Genomic DNA, 19,260 nt, shown 5'->3' on the forward strand with positions numbered 1-19,260 from the left:
GAGATCTCCTCGGGGCCTTCGTCGTGCGACGGCGGCGGGCGGTCGGTGGTGCCACCGGCCGCCCACCGCGACGCGTCAGTCGAGGTAGTCGCGCAGCACCTGCGAGCGGCTCGGGTGGCGCAGCTTCGACATGGTCTTCGACTCGATCTGACGGATGCGCTCACGCGTCACGCCGTAGACCTTGCCGATCTCGTCGAGCGTCTTGGGCTGCCCGTCCGAGAGGCCGAACCGCATCGAGACGACGCCCGCCTCGCGCTCGCTCAGCGTGTCGAGCACCTGGTGCAGCTGCTCCTGCAGGAGCGTGAAGCTCACCGCGTCCGCCGGGACGATGGCCTCGGAGTCCTCGATGAGGTCGCCGAACTCGGAGTCGCCGTCCTCGCCGAGCGGCGTGTGCAGCGAGATGGGCTCGCGGCCGTACTTCTGGACCTCGACGACCTTCTCCGGGGTCATGTCGAGCTCCTTGGCGAGCTCCTCGGGCGTGGGCTCCCGGCCCAGGTCCTGCAGCATCTGACGCTGCACGCGCGCGAGCTTGTTGATGACCTCGACCATGTGCACCGGGATACGGATGGTGCGCGCCTGGTCCGCCATCGCGCGCGTGATCGCCTGCCGGATCCACCACGTCGCGTACGTCGAGAACTTGTAGCCCTTGGTGTAGTCGAACTTCTCGACCGCACGGATCAGACCGAGGTTGCCCTCCTGGATCAGGTCCAGGAACAGCATGCCGCGACCCGTGTACCGCTTGGCCAGCGACACCACCAGACGCAGGTTCGCCTCCAGCAGGTGGTTCTTCGCCCGCTTGCCGTCGTGCGCGATCCACTGCAGCTCACGCTTGAGCTTGCGGTCCAGGTCGTCGCCCTCGGCCGCGAGCTTCTCCTCCGCGAACAGACCGGCCTCGATCCGCTTCGCGAGCTCGACCTCCTGCTCCGCGTTCAGCAGCGCGACCTTGCCGATCTGCTTGAGGTAGTCCTTGACCGGGTCGGCCGTCGCACCCGCGGTCACGACCTGCTGGACCGGGGCGTCGTCCTCGTCCGCGTCGGAGACGACGAAGCCGGTCTCCTCGGGCTCGTCGCTCGGCGCGGCGGCGGCAGCCTTCTTGGCGCCCGGCTCCGCGGCCTCCTCGTCCTCGGTCACGTCGATCTCGAGATCCTCGATCTCGACCTCGGCGTCGTCCTCGTCGTCGTCCTTCTTCTTGGCGCGCGCGGGCGTCGCCTTGGACTTGGCGGGAGCCTTGGCCGCGGTCTTGCGGGCGGCGGGCTTGGCGGGGCCGGTCGACGGGGTCTCCGCACCCTCGGCGTCGGCCGCCGGGGCGGCCTTCGTCGTGGTCGTGCGCTTGGTCGCCGCCGCGGACTTCGTCGCGGCGGGCTTGGTGCGCGCGGTCGTCGTGCTGCGCGGGGAAGCCGCCGCGGCCACCTTCGTCGTGGTCGGGATGTCGACCTCGACGCCGGCGCCCGCGAGCGCGCGGAAGACCGCCTTCAGCCGCTTGGCGTCGTTGACGGCAGCCTGCTCGCACGCGGTGCGGAAGCTCTCGGCGTCGACGCGACCGTTCGCGCTGCCGCGCCGCAGGAGCTCCTGCAGGGCGGGGTGCTCGAACTCTCGCGGGAGTGCGGAAATCGGGGTTGAGGGCGCCACAAACCGACCTTTCGGCAATCATGGGGGGCGGTAGGGCCGCCGGAGCGGGGACGTGAACCGTGAAGTGCGGGCTGCTCTGGACTCTCACGGTGAGTCGTCGGGCTCTGGCGGACTACCTATATTGTACCGGCGATCCGTGCGCCGGACGCCGCGACACGGGGTGATGTCGGACCTGACCGCCTCCCGACGGCCCGGCGCACCACGTCGTCACGACGTTCGTCACCCGGTTCGTGACGTGTACAACGGGTCGGGACCCTGGAAGATTCCCCGCACACCCTGCCCCTCACCCGGCCCCCGCAGGCGCGCCGGACCGCAGGGATCCACGTCCGCGCGCCGACGCGCGGGCGGCTCAGACGCCGGCGGGCCGCTCGGGCTTGACGGCCAGCACGGGGCAGGGCGCGTCGAGCAGGATGCGCTGGGCGTTCGAGCCGAGGATGAGCTTGCCCACGGGGCTGCGCCGACGCAGCCCGATGACGATGAGGTCCGCCGACGTCCGCTCCGCGGCGCCCACGAGGTCGTCCGCGAGGTCCGACGAGCCCTGCTCGCGGCGCAGCGTCGTGCCCGTCCCCTCGAGGCGTGCCTCCACGCGTCGCAGGTCGTCCTCGTGCGCGGCGACCAGCTCGGGAGTCGCCATGGAGGCCTCGGTCACGACGACGACGAGGTCGGTGCCGCGCCGGACGGCCTCGGTGGCCGCGCTGTCGAGAGCCTCGCGGCCCTCGGGCGTGCTCAGGTGCGCGACGACGACGCTCATGTGTCCTCCGGAGACGGCTCGTGGGTGCGGCCGGCCGCGGGGGCGACCGCAGGTCGTGTTGCGTCGAACCTACCCGACGTCGTGCGTGTCGGCGCACGCGTCGGCGCGGACCCAGCCCGGCGGGACCCCGGCGTCGAGCGCGCTCGCGAGCAGCAGCGCGAGCCGGTACGTCGGGTCCTCCGCCAGCGCCTCGGCGAGCCGCCGACGGGCCCGGCCGCCGTCGCCGTGCCACCAGGCCACGAGCGCCAGGAGCGTCAGCGCGGGCGCGGTGCTCCCGCGCGGCGCGTGGGCGACCACGCCCTCCAGCACGGCCCTCGCCGGCCCGGTGACCGCCGGGTCGGGCGCGAGGCCCGCGCCCGGGTCCACGACGGCCGCGATGGCGCGGCCCGTCCCGGCGTCCACGTCGCCGCCCCGCACCGTGCGGTCCGGCAGGTCGTCGGTCCCCGGCACGAGGGAGAGAAGCACGGCGTCGCGCACGGGGACCGACTCGAGGCCCGCGGCCAGGCGCCCGAGGACCGTCGCGGCGGGCACCGCGGCACCGGCGCCGTCGTCGACCGGCCCGCCGTCCCGCGCCCGGTCGCGCGCGACGACCTGCGCGACCGCGGTCCGCCACAGCGCGAGGGCGGAGACCCGCGCCGCGACCCGGGACGCGACGTCGTCGCCAGCCGCCACGGACCGGGCGCGGTCGCGCACCCGCCGTGCCGCGCGCGCCGCACGGCGCCGCGCGTCCGCGCCCGCGGGCGGGATCCGCAGCGCCTCCTCGCGCGAGTCCGCGAGCGCCGCCCCGGACAGCACCATGTGCGCGCCGACCTCGCTCGACTCGAGCTCGCGCAGCGACCTTCCCTCCGGCGGGCAGCAGTCGTCCTCGGGGCAGTCGAGCGCGTACCAGCCCGTCGACGACACGACCCACGCCTCGACGGGCCCGTGGTGCGGCTCGGCGGCCTCGCGGCAGTGCTCGACGGCGGCCCGCACCCGCGCGGCCGCGACGCCCGCCGCGCGCAGCGGCGCGTCGGAGTAGACGACGAGCACGACGCGGCGTGCGCCGTCGGCCGCGAGGTGCCCCACGACGGACCGCGCGAGCTGCGGCCCGTGCTCGACGTCCGCCGCGTCGGCGACGTCGACGCGCACGACGAGACCGATGCGGCCGCGCGGTGGCCGCAGCCCCACGAGGACGACGCTGTCCTGCGGTCGGTAGCCGAGCCGGAAGGGGACGTAGGCGAGGAGCTCGCGCGGGCCCTGGGCCCGGATGAGGGTCGTCATGCGCCCATCCCAGTCGGTCGGGGCGGCGTGCGGGGCGCCCGCCGCCCGGCTGTGGACGACGCGGGGCGGGCACCCGGGGCTGTGGTCGGCCCCCGACCTCCGTGGTGGCTCGCGCACGCGCGGGTGACTACGGTGTGCGCGTGCCACCACGAACCCGCGCCGCCGCGCACCCGGCGCTCTCCCCCGCCGGCCGGGCCGCCGTCGTCCTCGTCGCGGCCGTGCTGGGCTCGACGCTCGCGGGGTGCCAGGCGGACCTGGGCGACGTGCAGGGCGCCGCGGCACCCCGGGAGGAGCAGCCGGCGCCGGACGCCGACTCCGGCGCGCCGGGCACGCCGCTGCCCGACTACGACGCCGCCTCGGCGGTCGGGGACCTGGTGGAGGGGTTCCCCGTCGCGCTCGTCCCGGTGGCGCCGGGCGCCGAGGTGCTCGCGAGCTCGGCACGGCCGTCGCAGGACGGCGCGCTCGTGGACGTCACGCTCAACCTGCGCTCCACGAACACGGTCGAGGCGCTCACCGCCTACTACACCGACACGCTGGGCGTGGCCGGTTTCGCGGTGTCGCCGTCGACCGTGCCGAGCGCGCTCACCTCGCTCACCACGTTCGTCCGCACGACGGCGCCCGAGGCCCCGACCGAGTCGGTCGCCGTCGGCGTCTTCGACGACGAGACGGAACGCCTCGTGACGATCAGCGGCCAGGTCGCCGCCGGCTGAGGTGCCGCGCCGCCCGACCGCCACCAGACCGGGCGGGCAGGGTGGCGCTCGCTCCGCATAGGCTGCCCCCGTGCCCAACCCGTCGCTGCCGACCTCGCCCTCCGTCCCTCCCCAGGCGTCCGAGGACCTCACCGACCCGAGCCCCGCCGCGCTCGTCGACCGCGAGGGGGTGCGCACCGGCGTCGACGACGCCCTGCACGCCTCGACCGCGGCGCTGCGCGCCGAGCTCGCCGGGACCCACCCGGACACGGACCTGCTCGCCGACGCGACGCAGGAGCTGCTCGCGGGCGGCAAGCGCCTGCGCGCCGCGTTCTGCTACTGGTCGTGGCGCGCGCACGGCGGTGACGCCGCGGGCCCGCACCAGACCACGGTGCTGCGCGCCGGCGCGGCGCTCGAGCTGTTCCAGGCGGCGGCGCTCTTCCACGACGACGTCATGGACTCCTCCGACACCCGGCGCGGCCGCCCGACGGCGCACCGCGCCTTCGCGGCGCGCCACCGCGACCTCGGCTGGTCCGGCGACGGCGAGCGGTACGGCGAGAACGCCGCGATCCTGCTCGGCGACCTCGCGCTCATCGCGAGCCACCGGGAGCTCGGCGACGCGCTCGACGACCTCGCACCCGTGGTCGCCACGCGGTCGCGACGCGTGTTCGGCCGTATGCAGACGGAGGTCACGGCCGGCCAGTACCTCGACGTGCACGCGCAGGTCCTGCCGTGGGGCGAGGACCCGGCGGCCGACGAGGAGCGGGCCCGGGCCGTGATCCGCTCGAAGTCCGCGCGCTACAGCGTCGAGCACCCCATCGCGCTCGGCGCGGCGCTCGCCGGTGCCGACGACGACGCGGTCGCCGCGACGAGCGCGTTCGGCCTGCCCGTGGGCGAGGCGTTCCAGCTCCGCGACGACGTGCTCGGCGTCTTCGGCGACGCGCAGGTCACCGGCAAGCCGGCCGGCGACGACCTGCGTGAGGGCAAGCGGACGGTGCTCGTCGTGCGCGCGCTGGCGACCGCCACGCCCGCGCAGCGCGAGCTGCTGCTCACGCACCTGGGCGACCCGGACCTCGACCCGGCCACGGTGGAGGACCTGCGCGCCGTCCTCGTCGAGACTGGCGCGCGCGACGCCGTCGAGTCGCTCATCGCGGAGCTCACCGAGCGCGCCGCGGCCGCCCTCGACGGGGCCGGGCTCGCGGAGCCGGGCGCGACGATGCTCGCGCTGCTCGCGCGCGCCGCCGTCGAGCGCACGGCCTGACCGCACCGCCGTCCGTCGGCCCGGCACGGGCCCGGACGATCGAGGCGCGTCAGAGCTCGGACTGCGCCACGCGGCGCACGCGCGCCTTGTGCCCGCTGAGGAGCGTGTCGAACGGGGCCTCGCCGAGCTCGTCGTGCGGGGTGAAGAGCCACTCGAGGATCTCGGCGTCGTCGAAGCCGGCGTCGGTGAGGACGACGATCGTGCCCTGCAGGCTCGACAGGACTCCCACGCGGCCGCTCTCGTCCGGGCGGCCGGCGTTCGCCGGGTCGACCAGGTGCAGCGGCACGAGGAAGCGCGCCGGGACCTGGAACGTCGTGCGCTCGCCGCGCTTCACGCCCACGACGCGCCGCTCCTGCACGAGACGGCGCACCTTGCCGACGTCGGTGCCGAGCGCCTCGGCGACGTCGGGGAGGGTCAGCCAATCGCCGACGAGGTCGTCGAGCGTGGGGCGGGGGGTGGTGTCGCGATCGGTCACCGGGCAAGCCTACGGCGTGCCTCCACACGACACCCACGCCGTGCGCGCCGCGCTCACCGGATCGTGACACCCGGCCACCTAGACTCTCCCCGTGGCCACCGTGACGACCGATCCCCTCGTCGGCCGCCTGGTCGACGGGCGGTACGAGGTCGTCTCGCGCATCGCGCGAGGCGGCATGGCGACGGTGTACCTCGCGGTCGACCGTCGGCTCGAGCGCGAGGTCGCGCTCAAGGTCATGCACCCCCACCTCGCCGAGGGCGCGTCCGGCGCCGACTTCGTCTCGCGCTTCCGCCGTGAGGCGCGCGCCGCGGCCCGGCTCACCCACCCGGGCCTCGTCGCCGTGTACGACCAGGGCCTCGACGGCGACACGAGCTACCTGACGATGGAGTACGTGGCGGGGTCGAACCTGCGCCGCACCATGCTCACCGAGCGCACCCTGACTCTGGGTCGCGCGCTCGACGTGCTCGACCACGTGCTCGACGCGCTCGCCGCCGCCCACCGCGCGGGGCTCGTGCACCGCGACATCAAGCCCGAGAACGTCCTGCTCGACACCGAGGGCCGGCTCAAGGTCACCGACTTCGGTCTCGCCCGCGCCGTGAACGAGGTGACCGCGACGACGACGGGCACGATCCTCGGGACCGTCGCCTACCTCTCCCCCGAGCTCATCGCGACCGGCACGTGCGACGCCCGCACCGACGTCTACGCGGCGGGCATCCTCGCGTACGAGATGCTGCTCGGCACCGTCCCGCACACCGGCACGACGCCGATCCAGGTCGCGTTCCAGCACGTGAACAACGACGTGCCGCCGCCGTCGGACGTCGCCCCGTGGATCCCGCCCGAGGTCGACGACCTGCTGTGCGCGCTCGCCGCGCGCGACCCCGCCGACCGCCCGGCCGACGCCGGCGCCGCGCTCGCGCTCGTGCGCTCGACCCGCGCGGCGCTCGACCCGGCCGACCTCGAGCGGCGCGTCGACCCGCCCGCCGGGGGGTCCGCCGTCGTGCCGCCCCCGCCGGGTCCGGGCCCGCGGACCGAGCCCGACGACCCGTCCGCCGCCGCGACCGCGTCCCTCGCGGCGCTCAGCCTGCGCGACCGCGAGGCCGCGGGCCTCACCGAGCCGCTCGCCGTCGGGCACGTCGTCGCGCCGACCACGCGGCCCGGCCCGCCGCCCCCTGCTGCCCCGACCCCGGCGCGGCGACGCGGTCACGGCCGCGTGGTCGTCTGGTCGCTCGTCGTGCTCCTCGTCCTCGCGGGCGTCGGCGGCGGCGCCGCGTGGTGGTTCTCGTCCGGGCCGGGCGCCTACACCCAGGTCCCGGACGGCCTCGTCGAGGCGGCGCGCCCGGAGGCCGTCGCGATCCTCGACGACGCGGGCCTCTCCCACACGGTCGAGGAGCGCTACGACGACGCCGTGCCCGAGGGCGCCGTGGTGGCGACCGACCCGGCGTCCGGCGAGGACGTGCGCAAGGACGGCAGCGTGCGGCTCGTCGTGTCGAAGGGCGTGCGGATGCTCACGGTGCCGACCGGCCTCGTGGGCGCGACGCAGGAGGAGGCGACCGCCGCCATCGAGGGCGCCGACCTGACGCTGGGCGACCCCGTCGCCACGCCGCACGACGAGGTGCCGTCGGGCCAGGTCATGGCCGTGAAGGACCCCGACGGCAACGTCATCGAGGAGGGCGCCACGATCCGGCACGACGTGCCGGTGGTGCTCACCGTCTCGTCCGGGCCGGCGCCCGTCGTCGTGCCGCAGGTCACGGGCTCCGCGAAGGACGCCGCGGTCGCCGCGCTCGAGGAGCAGGGCCTCGTCCCCGCCGTCACCGAGGAGTACTCCGAGACCGTCGGCGCAGGGCTCGTGATCCGCCAGGACCCCGAGCAGGGCTCCGACGCCCACCGGAAGGACACCGTGAACGTCGTAGTGTCGCTCGGACCCCCGCTCGTCGAGGTCCCGAACGTGAGCACCCGCAACGTCGCCGACGCCGAGAAGGCCCTGAAGGACGCAGGCTTCCAGGTGGAGATCCGCTACCCGCAGGGCATCCACCCGCTCAACATCGTCTACGCCCAGGACCCTCCGGGCGGCGACGGGCGCACCGCGCCCAAGGGCTCGACGATCGTCCTCAACGTCTTCTGACCTCCCGCGCCGCGCAGACGGCCGTGGCCCGCCCCGACCACGGGACGGGCCACAGCCCTGTGCTCGACGGGAGACGCCGTCTCCCCCGCGCCCTCAGCCGCGCAGCATCTCCGCGACCTGGAAGGCCATCTCCAGCGACTGCTGGTGGTTGAGGCGCGGGTCGACGAGCGTCTCGTAGCGCAGGGCGAGCCCCGCGTCGTCGATCTCCTCGCTCCCGCCCAGCACCTCGGTCACGTCGTCGCCCGTGAGCTCGACGTGCAGCCCGCCCGGCACGGTCCCCGCGGCGCGGTGCACCTCGAAGAAGCCGCGCACCTCGTCGAGGACGTCGTCGAACCGGCGCGTCTTGTAGCCGCTCGCGGACGTGATGGTGTTGCCGTGCATGGGGTCCGTGACCCACGTGACGGGCACGCCCGCGCGCGCGACGGCCTCGACGAGCGGCGGGAGCGCGTCGCGCACTTTGCCCGCGCCCATGCGCGTGACGAAGGTCAGGCGGCCCTCGACGTCGTCGGGGTTGAGACGGCGGGCGAGCTCCAGCGCGACGTCGGGCGTCGTCGTCGGGCCGAGCTTGACCCCGATCGGGTTCGCGACGCGCGAGAGGAAGTCGACGTGCGCGCCGTCGAGCTGGCGCGTGCGCTCCCCGATCCACAGGAAGTGGGCGGAGGTGTCGTACGCGTCCCCCGTGCGCGCGTCGCGGCGCGTGAGCGCGCGCTCGTAGTCGAGCACGAGCGCCTCGTGGCTGACGAAGAACTCGACGGTGCGCAGCGCGTCGAAGTCGGCGCCGCACGCGTCCATGAAGCGGATCGCGCGGTCGATCTCGGACGCCGTCCGCTCGTACCGCGCGTAGGCCGGGTTGCGCATGAAGCCGCGGTTCCACTCGTGGACCTGGCGCAGGTCCGCGAAGCCGCCGGTCGTGAACGCGCGCACGACGTTCCACGTCGCCGCGGAGATCTGGTACGCCTGGACGAGGCGCTCCGGGTCGGGCATCCGCGCCTCGGGCGTGAAGGCGTGGCCGTTGATCATGTCGCCCCGGTACGCGGGCAGGGTCACGCCGTCGCGCGTCTCCGAGTCGGAGCTGCGCGGCTTGGCGTACTGCCCGGCCATGCGGCCCATCTTCACGACGGGCATGCTCGCGCCGTGCGTGAGGATGACCGCCATCTGCAGGATGGTGCGGATCTTGTTGCGGATCCGGTCGGCGTTCGCCTCGGCGAACGTCTCGGCGCAGTCGCCCCCCTGCAGGAGGAACGCCTCGCCCCGCCCGGCCGCGGCCAGGCGGGAGCGCAGCGTGTCGGCAGCCGCCGGCACCACGAGCGGCGCGGAGGCCGCCAGCCGGTCACGGACGGCGTCGAGCGCCGCCTCGTCCGGCCACGTCGGCTGCTGGAGCGCGACGAGCGTGCGGAAGTGGTCGAGCCCGGAGTCGGTCCCCGGCTCGCTCGTGGTGGTCATACGGCGTCCCCTGACGAGGTTCCTGGTGCGGTGGTGCCGGTCAGTGGGCTGCGGGCGCCGCGGGCACGAGCGGCTGGCCGATGCCCTCGAGGAGCTCGCCGAACCACTGCTGCGACACGTCGAACGCCTTGCCGCCGGCGATGCGCGGGAACTCGATGGCGCGCAGGCGGTCGCCGTTCTCCTCGTCGTGGCCGATGACGCCCGACTCGCCGCGCAGCGCGCACTCGACCGCGAGGTCGGTCATCGACTTGATGAGGCGCAGGTCCTCGGCGTTCGCGGCGGCCGCGCGCGAGAAGTAGCCGGACTTCTGGACCATGACCTTCTCGGCGCCCAGCTTCTCGGCGAACTGCTTGGCGAACCACTGGCCGGGGTTGACCGTGTCGAGCTTGACGTGGCCGAACGGGTCGCGCTGGACCTCCTCGCCCGCCGCCTCGAGCTGCGCCACGATCTCGTGCATGCCGGCGCCCTCGGACAGGAAGATGTTGACGTTGCCCTGCTCGTCCATGATCGCCTTGAGGCGCTCGGCCTCGGCGTCGATGTCGAGCGCGAGCTCCGGCAGGAAGACCGCGTGGACGTCCCAGCGCTCGCGCGTCAGGCCGAGGGCCGGGGCCCACTCCTGCGCGTCGAGCCACTTGCGGTACTCGGCGGCGGACGCCGCGGTGAGCCAGCCGCAGTGCCGACCCATGACCTCGTGCACGATGAGCATGCGCGGGCCCGAGCGGTGCTCGCCGATGACGTTGGCGGCGAAGCCCGCGGCCTCCTCGGCGGCGGTCCACGCACCGAGCGACTGACGGATCGGGATCACGTCGTTGTCGATCGTCTTCGGCAGGCCCACGACCGTGAGCTCGTAGCCGTTCTCGTGGAGGTACGCGGCGAGGTCGGCCGCGGTCGTGTTCGTGTCGTCGCCGCCGATCGTGTGCAGCACGTCGACGCCGTCCGCCTTGAGCTGCTCCGCGGCGACCTGCAGCGGGTCCTGGCCCTCCTGGACGAGGCCGCGCTTGACGCAGTCGGCCGCGTTGGTGAGCTTGACGCGCGAGTTGCCGATCGGCGAGCCGCCGAAGCGGTGCAGGATCCCCGCCTGCTTGCGCCCCTCGGAGTCCACGACGATCTTCGTGCCGGTCAGCAGGCCGTGGTAGCCGTACTGGTAGGCGATGATCTCGATCTCCGGGTCGAGCTCCGTGTACCGCTCGATGAGACCCCCGACCGCGGAGGACAGGCACGGGGCGAAACCGCCCGCGGTGAGGAGGGCGACGCGACGAACCGACATGTGAACTCAGAACCTCTCGTAGGACGGATCCTGGCCGGACGGACGCGGTCCGGCGGGGTGGCGGCGACGGGGCTCGGGCCCTGCACGGGCCCGGCGCGACCGGCCGTCGCTCAGTCTACTGACGCCGCGCGGGGCTCCGGCGGCGGTTCCGGGACCTGGACGTCCGGGGCGGGACGCCCGCCGGGGGCTCCGCCCGCCACCTCGGACTCGGTGTGGCCGGCCGCGAGGCGCGCCTTGGCCGTGGCCGCGTAGATGTCGACGTACTCCTGGCCGGACAGCCGCATGATCGCGTACTGGATCTCGTCGGCGACGGCGCGCAGGATGAAGCGGTCGTTCTCCATGCCGCGGTAGCGCGAGAAGTCGAGCGGCTCGCCGATGACGACCCCGATGCGCATCGGCGTGGGGATGACCTTGCCGATCGGCTGCGCGATGTTCGTCCCGACCATCGCGACCGGGACCACGGGGGCGCCCGACTCGAGCGCGAGGCGCGCGACGCCCGTCTTGCCGCGGTACAGCCGCCCGTCCGGGCTGCGCGTGCCCTCGGGATAGATGCCGAACAGGTCCCCCTCGCGCAGGACGCGCAGGCCCGTCTCGAGCGCGGCCTCGCTGGCCTTGCCGCCCGCGCGGTCCACGGGGATCGTCCCGACGCCGCGCATGAAGCCCGCGGTCAGGCGGCCTTTGACGCCCGTGCCCGTGAAGTAATCGGACTTGCCGAGGAACTGGACCTTGCGGTCGAGGACGAGCGGCAGGATGAACGAGTCGATCACCGCGAGGTGGTTGCTCGCGAGGATGGCACCGCCCTCGTCCGGCACGTGCTCGACGCCCCGCGTCCAGGGACGGTACAGGAGCCGCAGGATCGGGCCGACCATCACCTGCTTCATGAACCAGTAGAACAACGTTCCTCCTCGCGGGGTCCCGGCGCGGGACGTGCATCCGACTCTAGAGTGATTCCCATGGCCGCACCGAACGCCCAGCCGGACTCCCCGCAGCCCGACGACGTCCCCGACCCCACGCCCGACGACGCGGCGCCGGGTGCGGACCACCCTGCCGCCGACGACGGGGAGGCGACGGCGCCGCGCGACGAGTCGCCCGAGCCCGCGCTCGACGTCGACGCCCGGTGGGCCGGCATCGTGGCCGAGCTCGCGGACCTGTCCGAGCTCGACCGGTCCGAGCCGGGCGCCCGGCCAGGCGACGACCCCCGGGCCGCGCAGGACCCGACGGCCGGAGCGCCTGAGGGCTCCCCGCGCAGCGGCCGCGACGTGCTCGGGTCCGTGCCCGTGGCGCCCTGGGTGCGCCCGACGGGGCCGCGGGACTGGCCCACGACGCCCGAGGTCGAGGACCTCGAGGAGGCCGAGAGCCACTTCGTGCCGCCGGACCCGCCGCTCGTCCTCGGGCGCGACCCGCTCCTGACGATGGCGTGGGCGCTCGTCGTCGGCGTGCCGATCCTGCTGCTCGTCGTGCTGGTCGTGGCACGCCCGTACCCCGTGCTCGTCGCGCAGGTGGGCGGCGGCGCCTTCCTCGTGGGGCTCGCGATCCTGCTCTGGCGCATGCCGCACCGGCGGGACGACGACGACCGGGGGCCGGGCGCCGTCGTCTGACGCCCGCGCCTCCCCCGCACCGCGCCCGCGCCGCCCGTCAGCGGCGCGCGAGGTCCGCGGCGCCGACGATGCCCGCCTCGTTGCCGTGCTCGGCGAGCTCGATCCGCGCCTCCGGGCGGTGCCCGCGCGCGGAGAGCTGGTCGGCGAACGCGCGCCGCACCGGCTGGAGCAGGAGGTCGCCCGCCGCACCGACGCCGCCGCCGATGACGATGAGCTCCGGGTCGAGCAGCGCCGTGACCGACGCCGCGCCCTCGCCGATCCAGCGGCCGAGGTTCGCGAGCAGCTCGACCGCGAGGTCGTCGCCCTCCTGCGCGGCCTGGGTGATCTGGGGACCGTTGAGCTTGTCCGGGTCGCCGCCGCAGATCTCGAGCAGGCGCGTCGCGCGGTCCGGCTGGGCGATGAGGGCGTTCTGCCCGTCGCGCACGAGGGCGCGCCCGGACGCGTACTGCTCCCAGCAGCCCTCGTGGCCGCAGCCGCAGTAGTGCCCGCCGGGGACGACGCGCATGTGGCCGACCTCCGCCGCGACGCCCCACTTGCCGCGCACGAGCTCGCGGTCGACGACGATCGCGCCCCCGAGCCCCGTGCCGACCGTGAGCATGAGCATGTCGGTCGCGTCGCGCGCGACGCCGAACTGGAACTCCGCCCAGCCGGCCGCGTTCGCGTCGTTCTCCACGACGATCGGGACGTCGACGTCGCCGATGAGCTCGCGCACGTTGCGCGCCAGCGGGTACTCGCGCCACGCGATGTTCGGCGCGAAGAGCACCGAGGTGCGGTCCGGGCTGACGAAGCCGGCCGCCGCGAGGCCCATCGCGCCGACCTCGTGGTCGGCGGTGAGCTCGGCATAGACGTCGGCGATGGCGCGGTCGATGCTCGCGACGTCGTCGGGCTCGGTGTCGCGGCGCGTCTGGACGAGGATCTCGCCCTTCTCGTCGACGACCCCGGCCGCGATCTTCGTCCCGCCGATGTCCACCCCGATGGCGTGCATGTCCCGTCCTCTACTCGCTCGGTTCCGCTGACTGCAAGGTCTCGCTGCGGGTGCTCGCCCGCTCACGGACCACGCACGACGACGGGGCCTCGACCCCGCGCCACGGGTCGGGCCACCGGAACTCCGCGCCCGCGCGAAACGTTGCGCAAGCAGCGCACAGCACCTGAAGCCTACCGACAACGGCAGGTCTCGGGCACACGCCGCCACTGGGTAGGGTTCTCCCACCGTCGACTACTGCCACTGGAGCCAGAATGGACGAGATCAGCGCCCCACGGATCGTCGAAGTCGATCCCTCGAAGAACCTCAACGACCTCCTCGCGAGCCGCGTCGCGGCCGACCCGGCCGCGCCGATGGTCGAGCGCCGCACGGGTGCCGACGGTGCGTGGCAGGCGCTCAGCGCGCGCGAGTTCGACGCCGAGGTCGTCGCCGTCGCGAAGGGGCTCGTCGCCCGCGGCATCCAGCCGGGCGACCACGTGGGCATCATGTCGCGCACGCGCTACGAGTGGACCCTGCTCGACTGGGCGACGTGGGCGGCGGGCGCCGTGCCCGTGCCGCTCTACGAGACGTCGAGCCCGGAGCAGGTGCAGTGGATCCTCTCGGACGCGGACGTGCGCCTGCTCGTCGTGGAGACCGAGGCGCACGCGGCGACGGTCGAGGAGGTGCGCGACCAGGCCCCGGCCCTGCAGGACGTGCTGGCGATCGACACGGGCGCGATCGCCACGCTCACGGCCGACGGCGCCGGCGTGGACGACGCCGAGATCGTGCGCCGACGCGGCCTGGCCGACCTCGCGGACGTCGCGACGATCATCTACACGTCCGGCACGACCGGCCGCCCCAAGGGCGCGGAGCTCACGCACCAGAACTTCTACTCCCTCACGGTCAACGCCGTGGCCGCCGTGCCCGAGGTCTTCGGGGAGCCGGGCGGCCGCACGCTGCTGTTCATGCCGCTCGCCCACGTGTTCGCGCGGTTCATCGGCGTGCTCGTGGTGGCCGGCGGCACGGTGCTGGGCCACACGCCGGACACCAAGACGCTGCTCGAGGACCTCGGCACGTTCAAGCCGACGTACATCCTCTCGGTGCCGCGCGTCTTCGAGAAGGTCTACAACTCCTCGGAGCAGAAGGCGGCCGCGGGCGGCAAGCTGAAGATCTTCCACTGGGCCGCCGCGACCGCGATCGCGTACTCGCGCGCGCTCGACGAGCCGTCGGGGCCGGGCATCGGGCTGCGCCTGCAGCACAAGGTCGCGGACGCGCTCGTCTTCAAGAAGCTCCGGCACGCGCTCGGCGGGCGCGCGAAGTACGCGGTCTCCGGCGGCGCGCCGCTCGGCGAGCGCCTCGGCCACTTCTACCGCGGCATCGGCGTGCGGATCCTCGAGGGCTACGGCCTCACCGAGTCGACGGCGCCGACGAGCGTCAACCGCCCCGGGAACACGAAGATCGGGACCGTCGGCGAGCAGCTCCCCGGCTGCGGCGCCCGGATCGCCGAGGACGGCGAGATCCTCCTGCGCGGGGACCACATCTTCCGCGGCTACCACAACAACGAGCAGGCGACCGCGGACGCGTTCGTCGACGGCTGGTTCCGCACCGGCGACCTCGGCTCGCTCGACGAGGACGGCTTCCTGCGCATCACCGGGCGCAAGAAGGAGATCATCGTCACCGCGGGCGGCAAGAACGTCGCGCCCGCCGTCCTCGAGGACCGGATCCGCGCGCACGCGCTCGTCTCGCAGTGCGTCGTCGTGGGCGACCAGAAGCCGTTCATCGGCGCCCTGGTGACGCTCGACCCGGAGGGCCTGCCCGGCTGGGCGAGCATGCACGGCAAGGAGCCGCTGACCGTCGAGCAGGCGGCCAAGGACCCGGACGTCCTCGCCGCCCTCGACGCCGCGGTCACGCGCGCGAACCAGGCGGTCTCCCGCGCCGAGTCGATCCGCAAGTTCACGGTCCTCACGACGGACTTCACGGTCGAGAACGGCTACCTCACGCCGTCGCTCAAGGTGAAGCGCAGCGAGGTGCTCAAGGACTTCGCGGCCGACGTCGAGGCGATCTACGTGGACGGGCCGGCGCCCGTCCGCTGACACGGCCCGGGGCCCTCGTCCCCCGCGCACCACGGCCCTCCCCGGCAGCACGCCGGGGAGGGCCGCGTCGTCAGCGGCGGGCGAGCCGCGCCAGGAGCGCGTGGGCCGGGACGCACGCCGCGCCCATCGCCTGCACGTCGTCGGCGACGGCGCGGTCGCTCGTCACGACGACGACCGGGCGCCCGGGCGGCTCGGCGGCGACCAGGCGCCGGATGAGGTCGTCCGCGATCTCCCCCGACGAGAACAGCACGCGCACGCCGCGCGGGGCGTGCACCGGCCGGGGGCCGCCGTCGGCGCCGTCGAAGCACACGGTGACCTCCGTGCCGGCGGCGGCCACGCGGAGCAGGCCGGAGAGGAGGCGGTCGCGCTGGTCCGCGAGCGACAGCTCGCCGTAGCCCGTCTTCGTCACGTTGTAGCCGTCGACGACCAGGTGCGTCCGCGGGACCGACAGCAGGTCGTCGACGAGCGCCGGGTCGTCCGCCGCGCGGCCGCGCGACCCCGGCCGGGGACGCGCCGCGTCCGGCAGCCCGGCGGCGACGTCGTCGGCGGGCGTCGTCGTCGACGGGCCGAGCGCGAGCTCGTGCCGGAGCCCCGCCGCCGCGTCGACCACCGTGTCCAGCAGGAGCCGCGCGCGGGCCGTCGCGAGGTCGGCCGACGACGTCCGCGCCCGGCGTGCCTCGTCCCGCTCCGCGCGCGCCCGGGCCAGCTCGACGGCGGCCGCGCGACGTTCCTCGCGCGCGTCCCGCAGTGCGACCTCGGCGGCGTCCCGCTCCCCCTGCGCCGCCCGCTCGGCGGCCCGCGCCTCGGCCCGCGCCCGGTCCGCGTCCGCGCGCAGCCGCCGCTCGGTCCGGCGTACCGCGGCGAGCTCGGCCGTCGCGGCCTCGGCGCGCGCGTCGGCGTCGCGGGCACGCGCCCGGAGCTCCTCGACCTGGCGGGCGAGCCGGTCGCGCTCGACGCGGAGGCGGGCCGCGTCGTCCCGGGCCGACCGGTCCGCCCGGAGGGTGTCGTCGAGCGAGCGAGCGCGCTCCACCTCCGTCTGCCAGCCGTCGGGCCGCAGGAGGAAGGCACCCGCCGCCCGCTCGCGCACCTGCGCCGGGGACAGGCCGTCCGGGGGCGCGGCGTCGGGCTCCGGCTCGCCGTCGTGCTCGCGGGACCAGGCCGCGGCGACCGCGTGCCGGAACCCGGCGTCGTCGACCAGGGCCCGCCACAGGGGCGCCGCACCGGCCGACGCCCGCCGCCGGGGCGCGAAGCCCCGCACCCGCTGGAGCGCGACCGGGACCAGTGCCGTGTCGAGCGCGCGGAGCGCGTCCGCCGCGGCGGCCACGAGGAGGCTGCGGACCGACGGCGGCACGTCCGGCTCCGCGGGCAGGGCGTCCTCCGGTCCGTCGGCCACCATGCGCCGCGCCTCCTCCGCACCTCGTCCGCGGGTCACCACGGGCGCTTCGTCCCTGATCGGCCTGATTCTCTCGGTCCCACCCTATGCCGCCCGGGGACGCGCGCCGCGGCTCCCGGCCTTCGTGTCGGCGGGCGACCGACGGACCTCGCGGCGGCGGTGTCGGTGGCCCTCGCTAGCCTCGCCGCCATGTCGTCCGGACCCGCCCTCGCCGCACCCCGCGCCGGGTCCGCACCGCAGGGCGTCCCCGTCCAGCCCACGCTCGAGGACCTCGGCACGCCGCTGCACGAGGTGACGTTCGTCGTCGTCGACCTCGAGACGACCGGCGGCTCCCCCGCGGGCGCCGGGATCACGGAGATCGGCGCGGTGAAGGTGCGCGGCGGCGAGGTGCTCGGCGAGTTCCAGACGCTCGTCGACCCCGGGGTGCCCGTCCCCGCCTTCGTCGCCCGGCTCACCGGCATCACGTCGTCCATGGTCGCCACCGCGCCCCGCATCGAGGCCGTGCTGCCCAGCTTCCTCGAGTTCGCGCGCGGCGCCGTGCTCGTCGCGCACAACGCCCCGTTCGACATCTCGTTCCTCAAGGCCGCGTGCCGCGCCGCGGGCTACGACTGGCCCGGGAACCAGGTGCTCGACACCGTGCCCCTCGCGCGGCGGGTCGTCACGCGCGACGAGGCGCCGAACCACAAGCTCGCGACGCTCGCGGCCCTCTTCCGCGCCACGGTCACGCCGGACCACCGCGCGCTCGCCGACGCACGCGCCACCGTCGACGTGCTGCACGCGCTCCTCGGCCGCCTCGGCCCGCTCGGCGTGACGCACCTGGAGGACCTCGCCGGGGCGACGGACCCCGTGCCGCAGGACGTGCGCCGCAAGCGCCACCTCGCCGACGGCCTGCCGGACGCGCCCGGCGTCTACCTCTTCCGCGGCCCCGGCGACGAGGTGCTGTACGTCGGCACGTCGACGTCGATCCGGCGCCGCGTGCGGTCGTACTTCACGCGCTCGGAGAAGCGCGGGCGCATCACCGAGATGGTGCGCATCGCGCACGCCGTCACGCCCGTCGTGTGCGCGACGCCGCTCGAGGCGCAGGTCCGCGAGCTGCGCCTCATCGCCGAGCACGCTCCGCGGTACAACCGCCGGTCGCGGCACCCGGAGCGCATGACGTGGGTCCGGCTCACCGACGAGGCGTACCCGCGCCTCTCGCTGGTCCGCGACGTCCGCGCACCGGCGGCGCACATCGGCCCGTTCGCCTCGCGGCACCAGGCCCAGGCCGCCGTGGACGCCCTGCACGACGCCTTCGCGCTCCGCCAGTGCACCCGGCGCCTCCCCGTCGTCGCCTCGCCCGGCGCGACGGCGTGCGTGCTCGCCGAGATGGGCCGCTGCTCCGCCCCGTGCACGGCGACCGAGCGCGACGCGGGCTACGGCGACGTCGCGGCGGGCGCGCGCGAGGCCTTCGAGGGCGACCCGTCGCGCGTGGTCGCCGAGCTCGGGCGCCGCATCGTGGCGCTCTCGCGCGACGAGCGCTTCGAGCAGGCCGGCGAGCTCACCCAGCGCCTGCGCGCCTTCCTCACGGGTGCGGCGCGTGCGCAGCGGCTCGCCCCGCTCGCCGCGTGCGCCGAGCTCGTCGCCGCGCGCCCGACGGACGCCGGCGGGTGGGAGGTCGTCGTCGTGCGGCACGCGCGGCTCGCCGCGACCGGCGTCAGCGCCCCGGGCACCGACCCGTGGCCGCTCGTGCACGCGCTCGTCGCGACGGGCGAAACGGTGGCACCACCCGTGCCGCCGGCCCCCGCGAGCCATCCGCACGAGGCCGAGATCCTGCTGTCGTGGCTCCAGGAACCAGGCGTGCGGATCGTCGACGTCACGGGTCCCTGGGCGTGCCCGGTCCGCTCGGCCGGGTCGCACGTGGACCTCGCGGCCACGGCCCGCCACGTCGCCCGCCACGCGGACGCCGACGGCGCCGACCTGGCCCACGCGTCGGCCGGGCCGACCGTAGAGTGGTCGCCTGACGACGACCCGTCCCCGGAGGAACCATGCTCACCGCCATCGTCCTGATCGACACCGACCCCGCACGCATCCCCGAGGTGGCGTCGGAGGTCGCGGACCTGCGCGGCGTCAGCGAGGTCTACTCGGTGACGGGCAAGGCGGACCTCGTCGCGATGGTGCGGGTCCAGGAGCACGACCAGCTCGCCGACGTCATCGCGGACCGCATCAGCAAGGTCCAGGGCGTCGTGCGCACCGAGACGTTCATCGCGTTCCGCGCCTACTCGAACGTCGACCTCGAGCAGGCGTTCGCCCTCGGCCTCGACGACTGACCGGCGGTCAGT

The 19,260-nt window shown here is 75.1% G+C and carries 16 protein-coding genes; 7 read left to right on the plus strand and 9 right to left on the minus strand.

Going from position 1 to position 19,260, the window contains the following annotated elements:
* Positions 1-75: 75 nt before the first annotated feature.
* The 3 genes from RSE42_RS11185 to RSE42_RS11195 all read right to left on the minus strand — a co-directional run bounded on the left by RSE42_RS11185 (position 76) and on the right by RSE42_RS11195 (position 3,640).
* Entirely contained in the window at positions 76-1,629 is a 1,554-nt protein-coding gene (locus RSE42_RS11185; protein WP_034655587.1) for an RNA polymerase sigma factor, read from the minus strand.
* Between the two features lie 349 nt (positions 1,630-1,978).
* Positions 1,979-2,380, minus strand: coding sequence for a universal stress protein (locus RSE42_RS11190; protein WP_034655584.1), 402 nt, complete (start codon positions 2,378-2,380; stop codon positions 1,979-1,981).
* 69 nt (positions 2,381-2,449) lie between these two features.
* The gene (locus tag RSE42_RS11195; protein WP_415296242.1) at positions 2,450-3,640 is read right to left on the minus strand and encodes a DUF4192 domain-containing protein; all 1,191 of its coding nucleotides are present in this window, start codon (positions 3,638-3,640) and stop codon (positions 2,450-2,452) included.
* Between the two features lie 140 nt (positions 3,641-3,780).
* Between RSE42_RS11195 and RSE42_RS11200 the strand changes: the two genes are divergently transcribed.
* Entirely contained in the window at positions 3,781-4,350 is a 570-nt protein-coding gene (locus RSE42_RS11200; RefSeq protein WP_415296244.1) for a hypothetical protein, read from the plus strand.
* Positions 4,351-4,420: 70 nt separating this feature from the next.
* Positions 4,421-5,590 (plus strand): polyprenyl synthetase family protein, encoded by a 1,170-nt coding sequence (locus RSE42_RS11205; protein WP_415296246.1) that lies wholly within the window; start codon positions 4,421-4,423, stop codon positions 5,588-5,590.
* Between the two features lie 49 nt (positions 5,591-5,639).
* Here the strand turns inward: RSE42_RS11205 and RSE42_RS11210 are convergent, their stop codons facing one another.
* Positions 5,640-6,065 carry an Rv2175c family DNA-binding protein gene (locus tag RSE42_RS11210; RefSeq protein WP_415296248.1) on the minus strand — a complete coding sequence of 142 codons (426 nt, stop codon included), beginning with the start codon at positions 6,063-6,065 and terminating at the stop codon, positions 5,640-5,642.
* A 91-nt stretch (positions 6,066-6,156) separates the two neighbouring features.
* Between RSE42_RS11210 and pknB the strand changes: the two genes are divergently transcribed.
* On the plus strand, positions 6,157-8,187 hold the full coding sequence (gene pknB / locus RSE42_RS11215) for a Stk1 family PASTA domain-containing Ser/Thr kinase (protein ID WP_415296250.1): 2,031 nt from the start codon (positions 6,157-6,159) through the stop codon (positions 8,185-8,187).
* A 93-nt stretch (positions 8,188-8,280) separates the two neighbouring features.
* Here the strand turns inward: pknB and RSE42_RS11220 are convergent, their stop codons facing one another.
* The 3 genes from RSE42_RS11220 to RSE42_RS11230 form a co-directional block, all read right to left on the minus strand.
* Positions 8,281-9,630 carry a class II 3-deoxy-7-phosphoheptulonate synthase gene (locus RSE42_RS11220; RefSeq protein ID WP_415296251.1) on the minus strand — a complete coding sequence of 450 codons (1,350 nt, stop codon included), beginning with the start codon at positions 9,628-9,630 and terminating at the stop codon, positions 8,281-8,283.
* Positions 9,631-9,670: 40 nt separating this feature from the next.
* Positions 9,671-10,897 carry a pyrophosphate--fructose-6-phosphate 1-phosphotransferase gene (locus RSE42_RS11225; protein ID WP_074807116.1) on the minus strand — a complete coding sequence of 409 codons (1,227 nt, stop codon included), beginning with the start codon at positions 10,895-10,897 and terminating at the stop codon, positions 9,671-9,673.
* A 110-nt stretch (positions 10,898-11,007) separates the two neighbouring features.
* Positions 11,008-11,793 (minus strand): lysophospholipid acyltransferase family protein, encoded by a 786-nt coding sequence (locus RSE42_RS11230; RefSeq protein WP_415296253.1) that lies wholly within the window; start codon positions 11,791-11,793, stop codon positions 11,008-11,010.
* 57 nt (positions 11,794-11,850) lie between these two features.
* Between RSE42_RS11230 and RSE42_RS11235 the strand changes: the two genes are divergently transcribed.
* Positions 11,851-12,495 (plus strand): hypothetical protein, encoded by a 645-nt coding sequence (locus RSE42_RS11235; protein WP_144723360.1) that lies wholly within the window; start codon positions 11,851-11,853, stop codon positions 12,493-12,495.
* Positions 12,496-12,532: 37 nt separating this feature from the next.
* Here RSE42_RS11235 and RSE42_RS11240 read toward each other — a convergent pair whose 3' ends face one another.
* Complete coding sequence (locus RSE42_RS11240) at positions 12,533-13,480, minus strand: ROK family glucokinase (protein ID WP_043658218.1); 948 nt, start codon at positions 13,478-13,480, stop codon at positions 12,533-12,535.
* Positions 13,481-13,731: 251 nt separating this feature from the next.
* On the opposite strand from RSE42_RS11240, the gene RSE42_RS11245 reads away from it, so the two are divergent.
* Positions 13,732-15,549, plus strand: coding sequence for an AMP-dependent synthetase/ligase (locus tag RSE42_RS11245; RefSeq protein ID WP_171468021.1), 1,818 nt, complete (start codon positions 13,732-13,734; stop codon positions 15,547-15,549).
* A gap of 70 nt (positions 15,550-15,619) precedes the next feature.
* Here RSE42_RS11245 and RSE42_RS11250 read toward each other — a convergent pair whose 3' ends face one another.
* A complete protein-coding gene (locus RSE42_RS11250) occupies positions 15,620-16,981 on the minus strand; it encodes an NYN domain-containing protein (protein WP_415296256.1) in 1,362 nt (453 codons plus the stop codon).
* A 150-nt stretch (positions 16,982-17,131) separates the two neighbouring features.
* Here RSE42_RS11250 and RSE42_RS11255 point away from each other — a divergent pair, with 150 nt between their 5' ends.
* Both RSE42_RS11255 and RSE42_RS11260 read left to right on the plus strand, forming a co-directional pair.
* The gene (locus RSE42_RS11255) at positions 17,132-18,988 is read left to right on the plus strand and encodes a DEDD exonuclease domain-containing protein (protein WP_085388731.1); all 1,857 of its coding nucleotides are present in this window, start codon (positions 17,132-17,134) and stop codon (positions 18,986-18,988) included.
* Positions 18,967-19,248, plus strand: a complete 282-nt coding sequence (locus tag RSE42_RS11260; protein ID WP_034654744.1) for an Lrp/AsnC family transcriptional regulator — start codon at positions 18,967-18,969, stop codon at positions 19,246-19,248. The genes RSE42_RS11255 and RSE42_RS11260 overlap by 22 nt, the downstream gene beginning before the upstream one ends.
* Positions 19,249-19,260: the final 12 nt, after the last annotated feature.

Origin of the sequence: Cellulosimicrobium sp. SJTW-1, from assembly GCF_047716875.1 — a bacterium.
Lineage (GTDB): Bacteria > Actinomycetota > Actinomycetes > Actinomycetales > Cellulomonadaceae > Cellulosimicrobium > Cellulosimicrobium funkei.

Coding starts and splice junctions, on each gene's coding strand:
- RSE42_RS11190 (WP_034655584.1), bottom strand. CDS start 2,380: ATGAGCGTCGTCGTCGCGCACCTGAGCACGCCCGAGGGCCGCGAGGCT.
- RSE42_RS11195 (WP_415296242.1), bottom strand. CDS start 3,640: ATGACGACCCTCATCCGGGCCCAGGGCCCGCGCGAGCTCCTCGCCTAC.
- RSE42_RS11220 (WP_415296251.1), bottom strand. CDS start 9,630: ATGACCACCACGAGCGAGCCGGGGACCGACTCCGGGCTCGACCACTTC.
- RSE42_RS11225 (WP_074807116.1), bottom strand. CDS start 10,897: ATGTCGGTTCGTCGCGTCGCCCTCCTCACCGCGGGCGGTTTCGCCCCG.
- RSE42_RS11235 (WP_144723360.1), top strand. CDS start 11,851: ATGGCCGCACCGAACGCCCAGCCGGACTCCCCGCAGCCCGACGACGTC.
- RSE42_RS11240 (WP_043658218.1), bottom strand. CDS start 13,480: ATGCACGCCATCGGGGTGGACATCGGCGGGACGAAGATCGCGGCCGGG.
- RSE42_RS11245 (WP_171468021.1), top strand. CDS start 13,732: ATGGACGAGATCAGCGCCCCACGGATCGTCGAAGTCGATCCCTCGAAG.
- RSE42_RS11255 (WP_085388731.1), top strand. CDS start 17,132: ATGTCGTCCGGACCCGCCCTCGCCGCACCCCGCGCCGGGTCCGCACCG.
- RSE42_RS11260 (WP_034654744.1), top strand. CDS start 18,967: ATGCTCACCGCCATCGTCCTGATCGACACCGACCCCGCACGCATCCCC.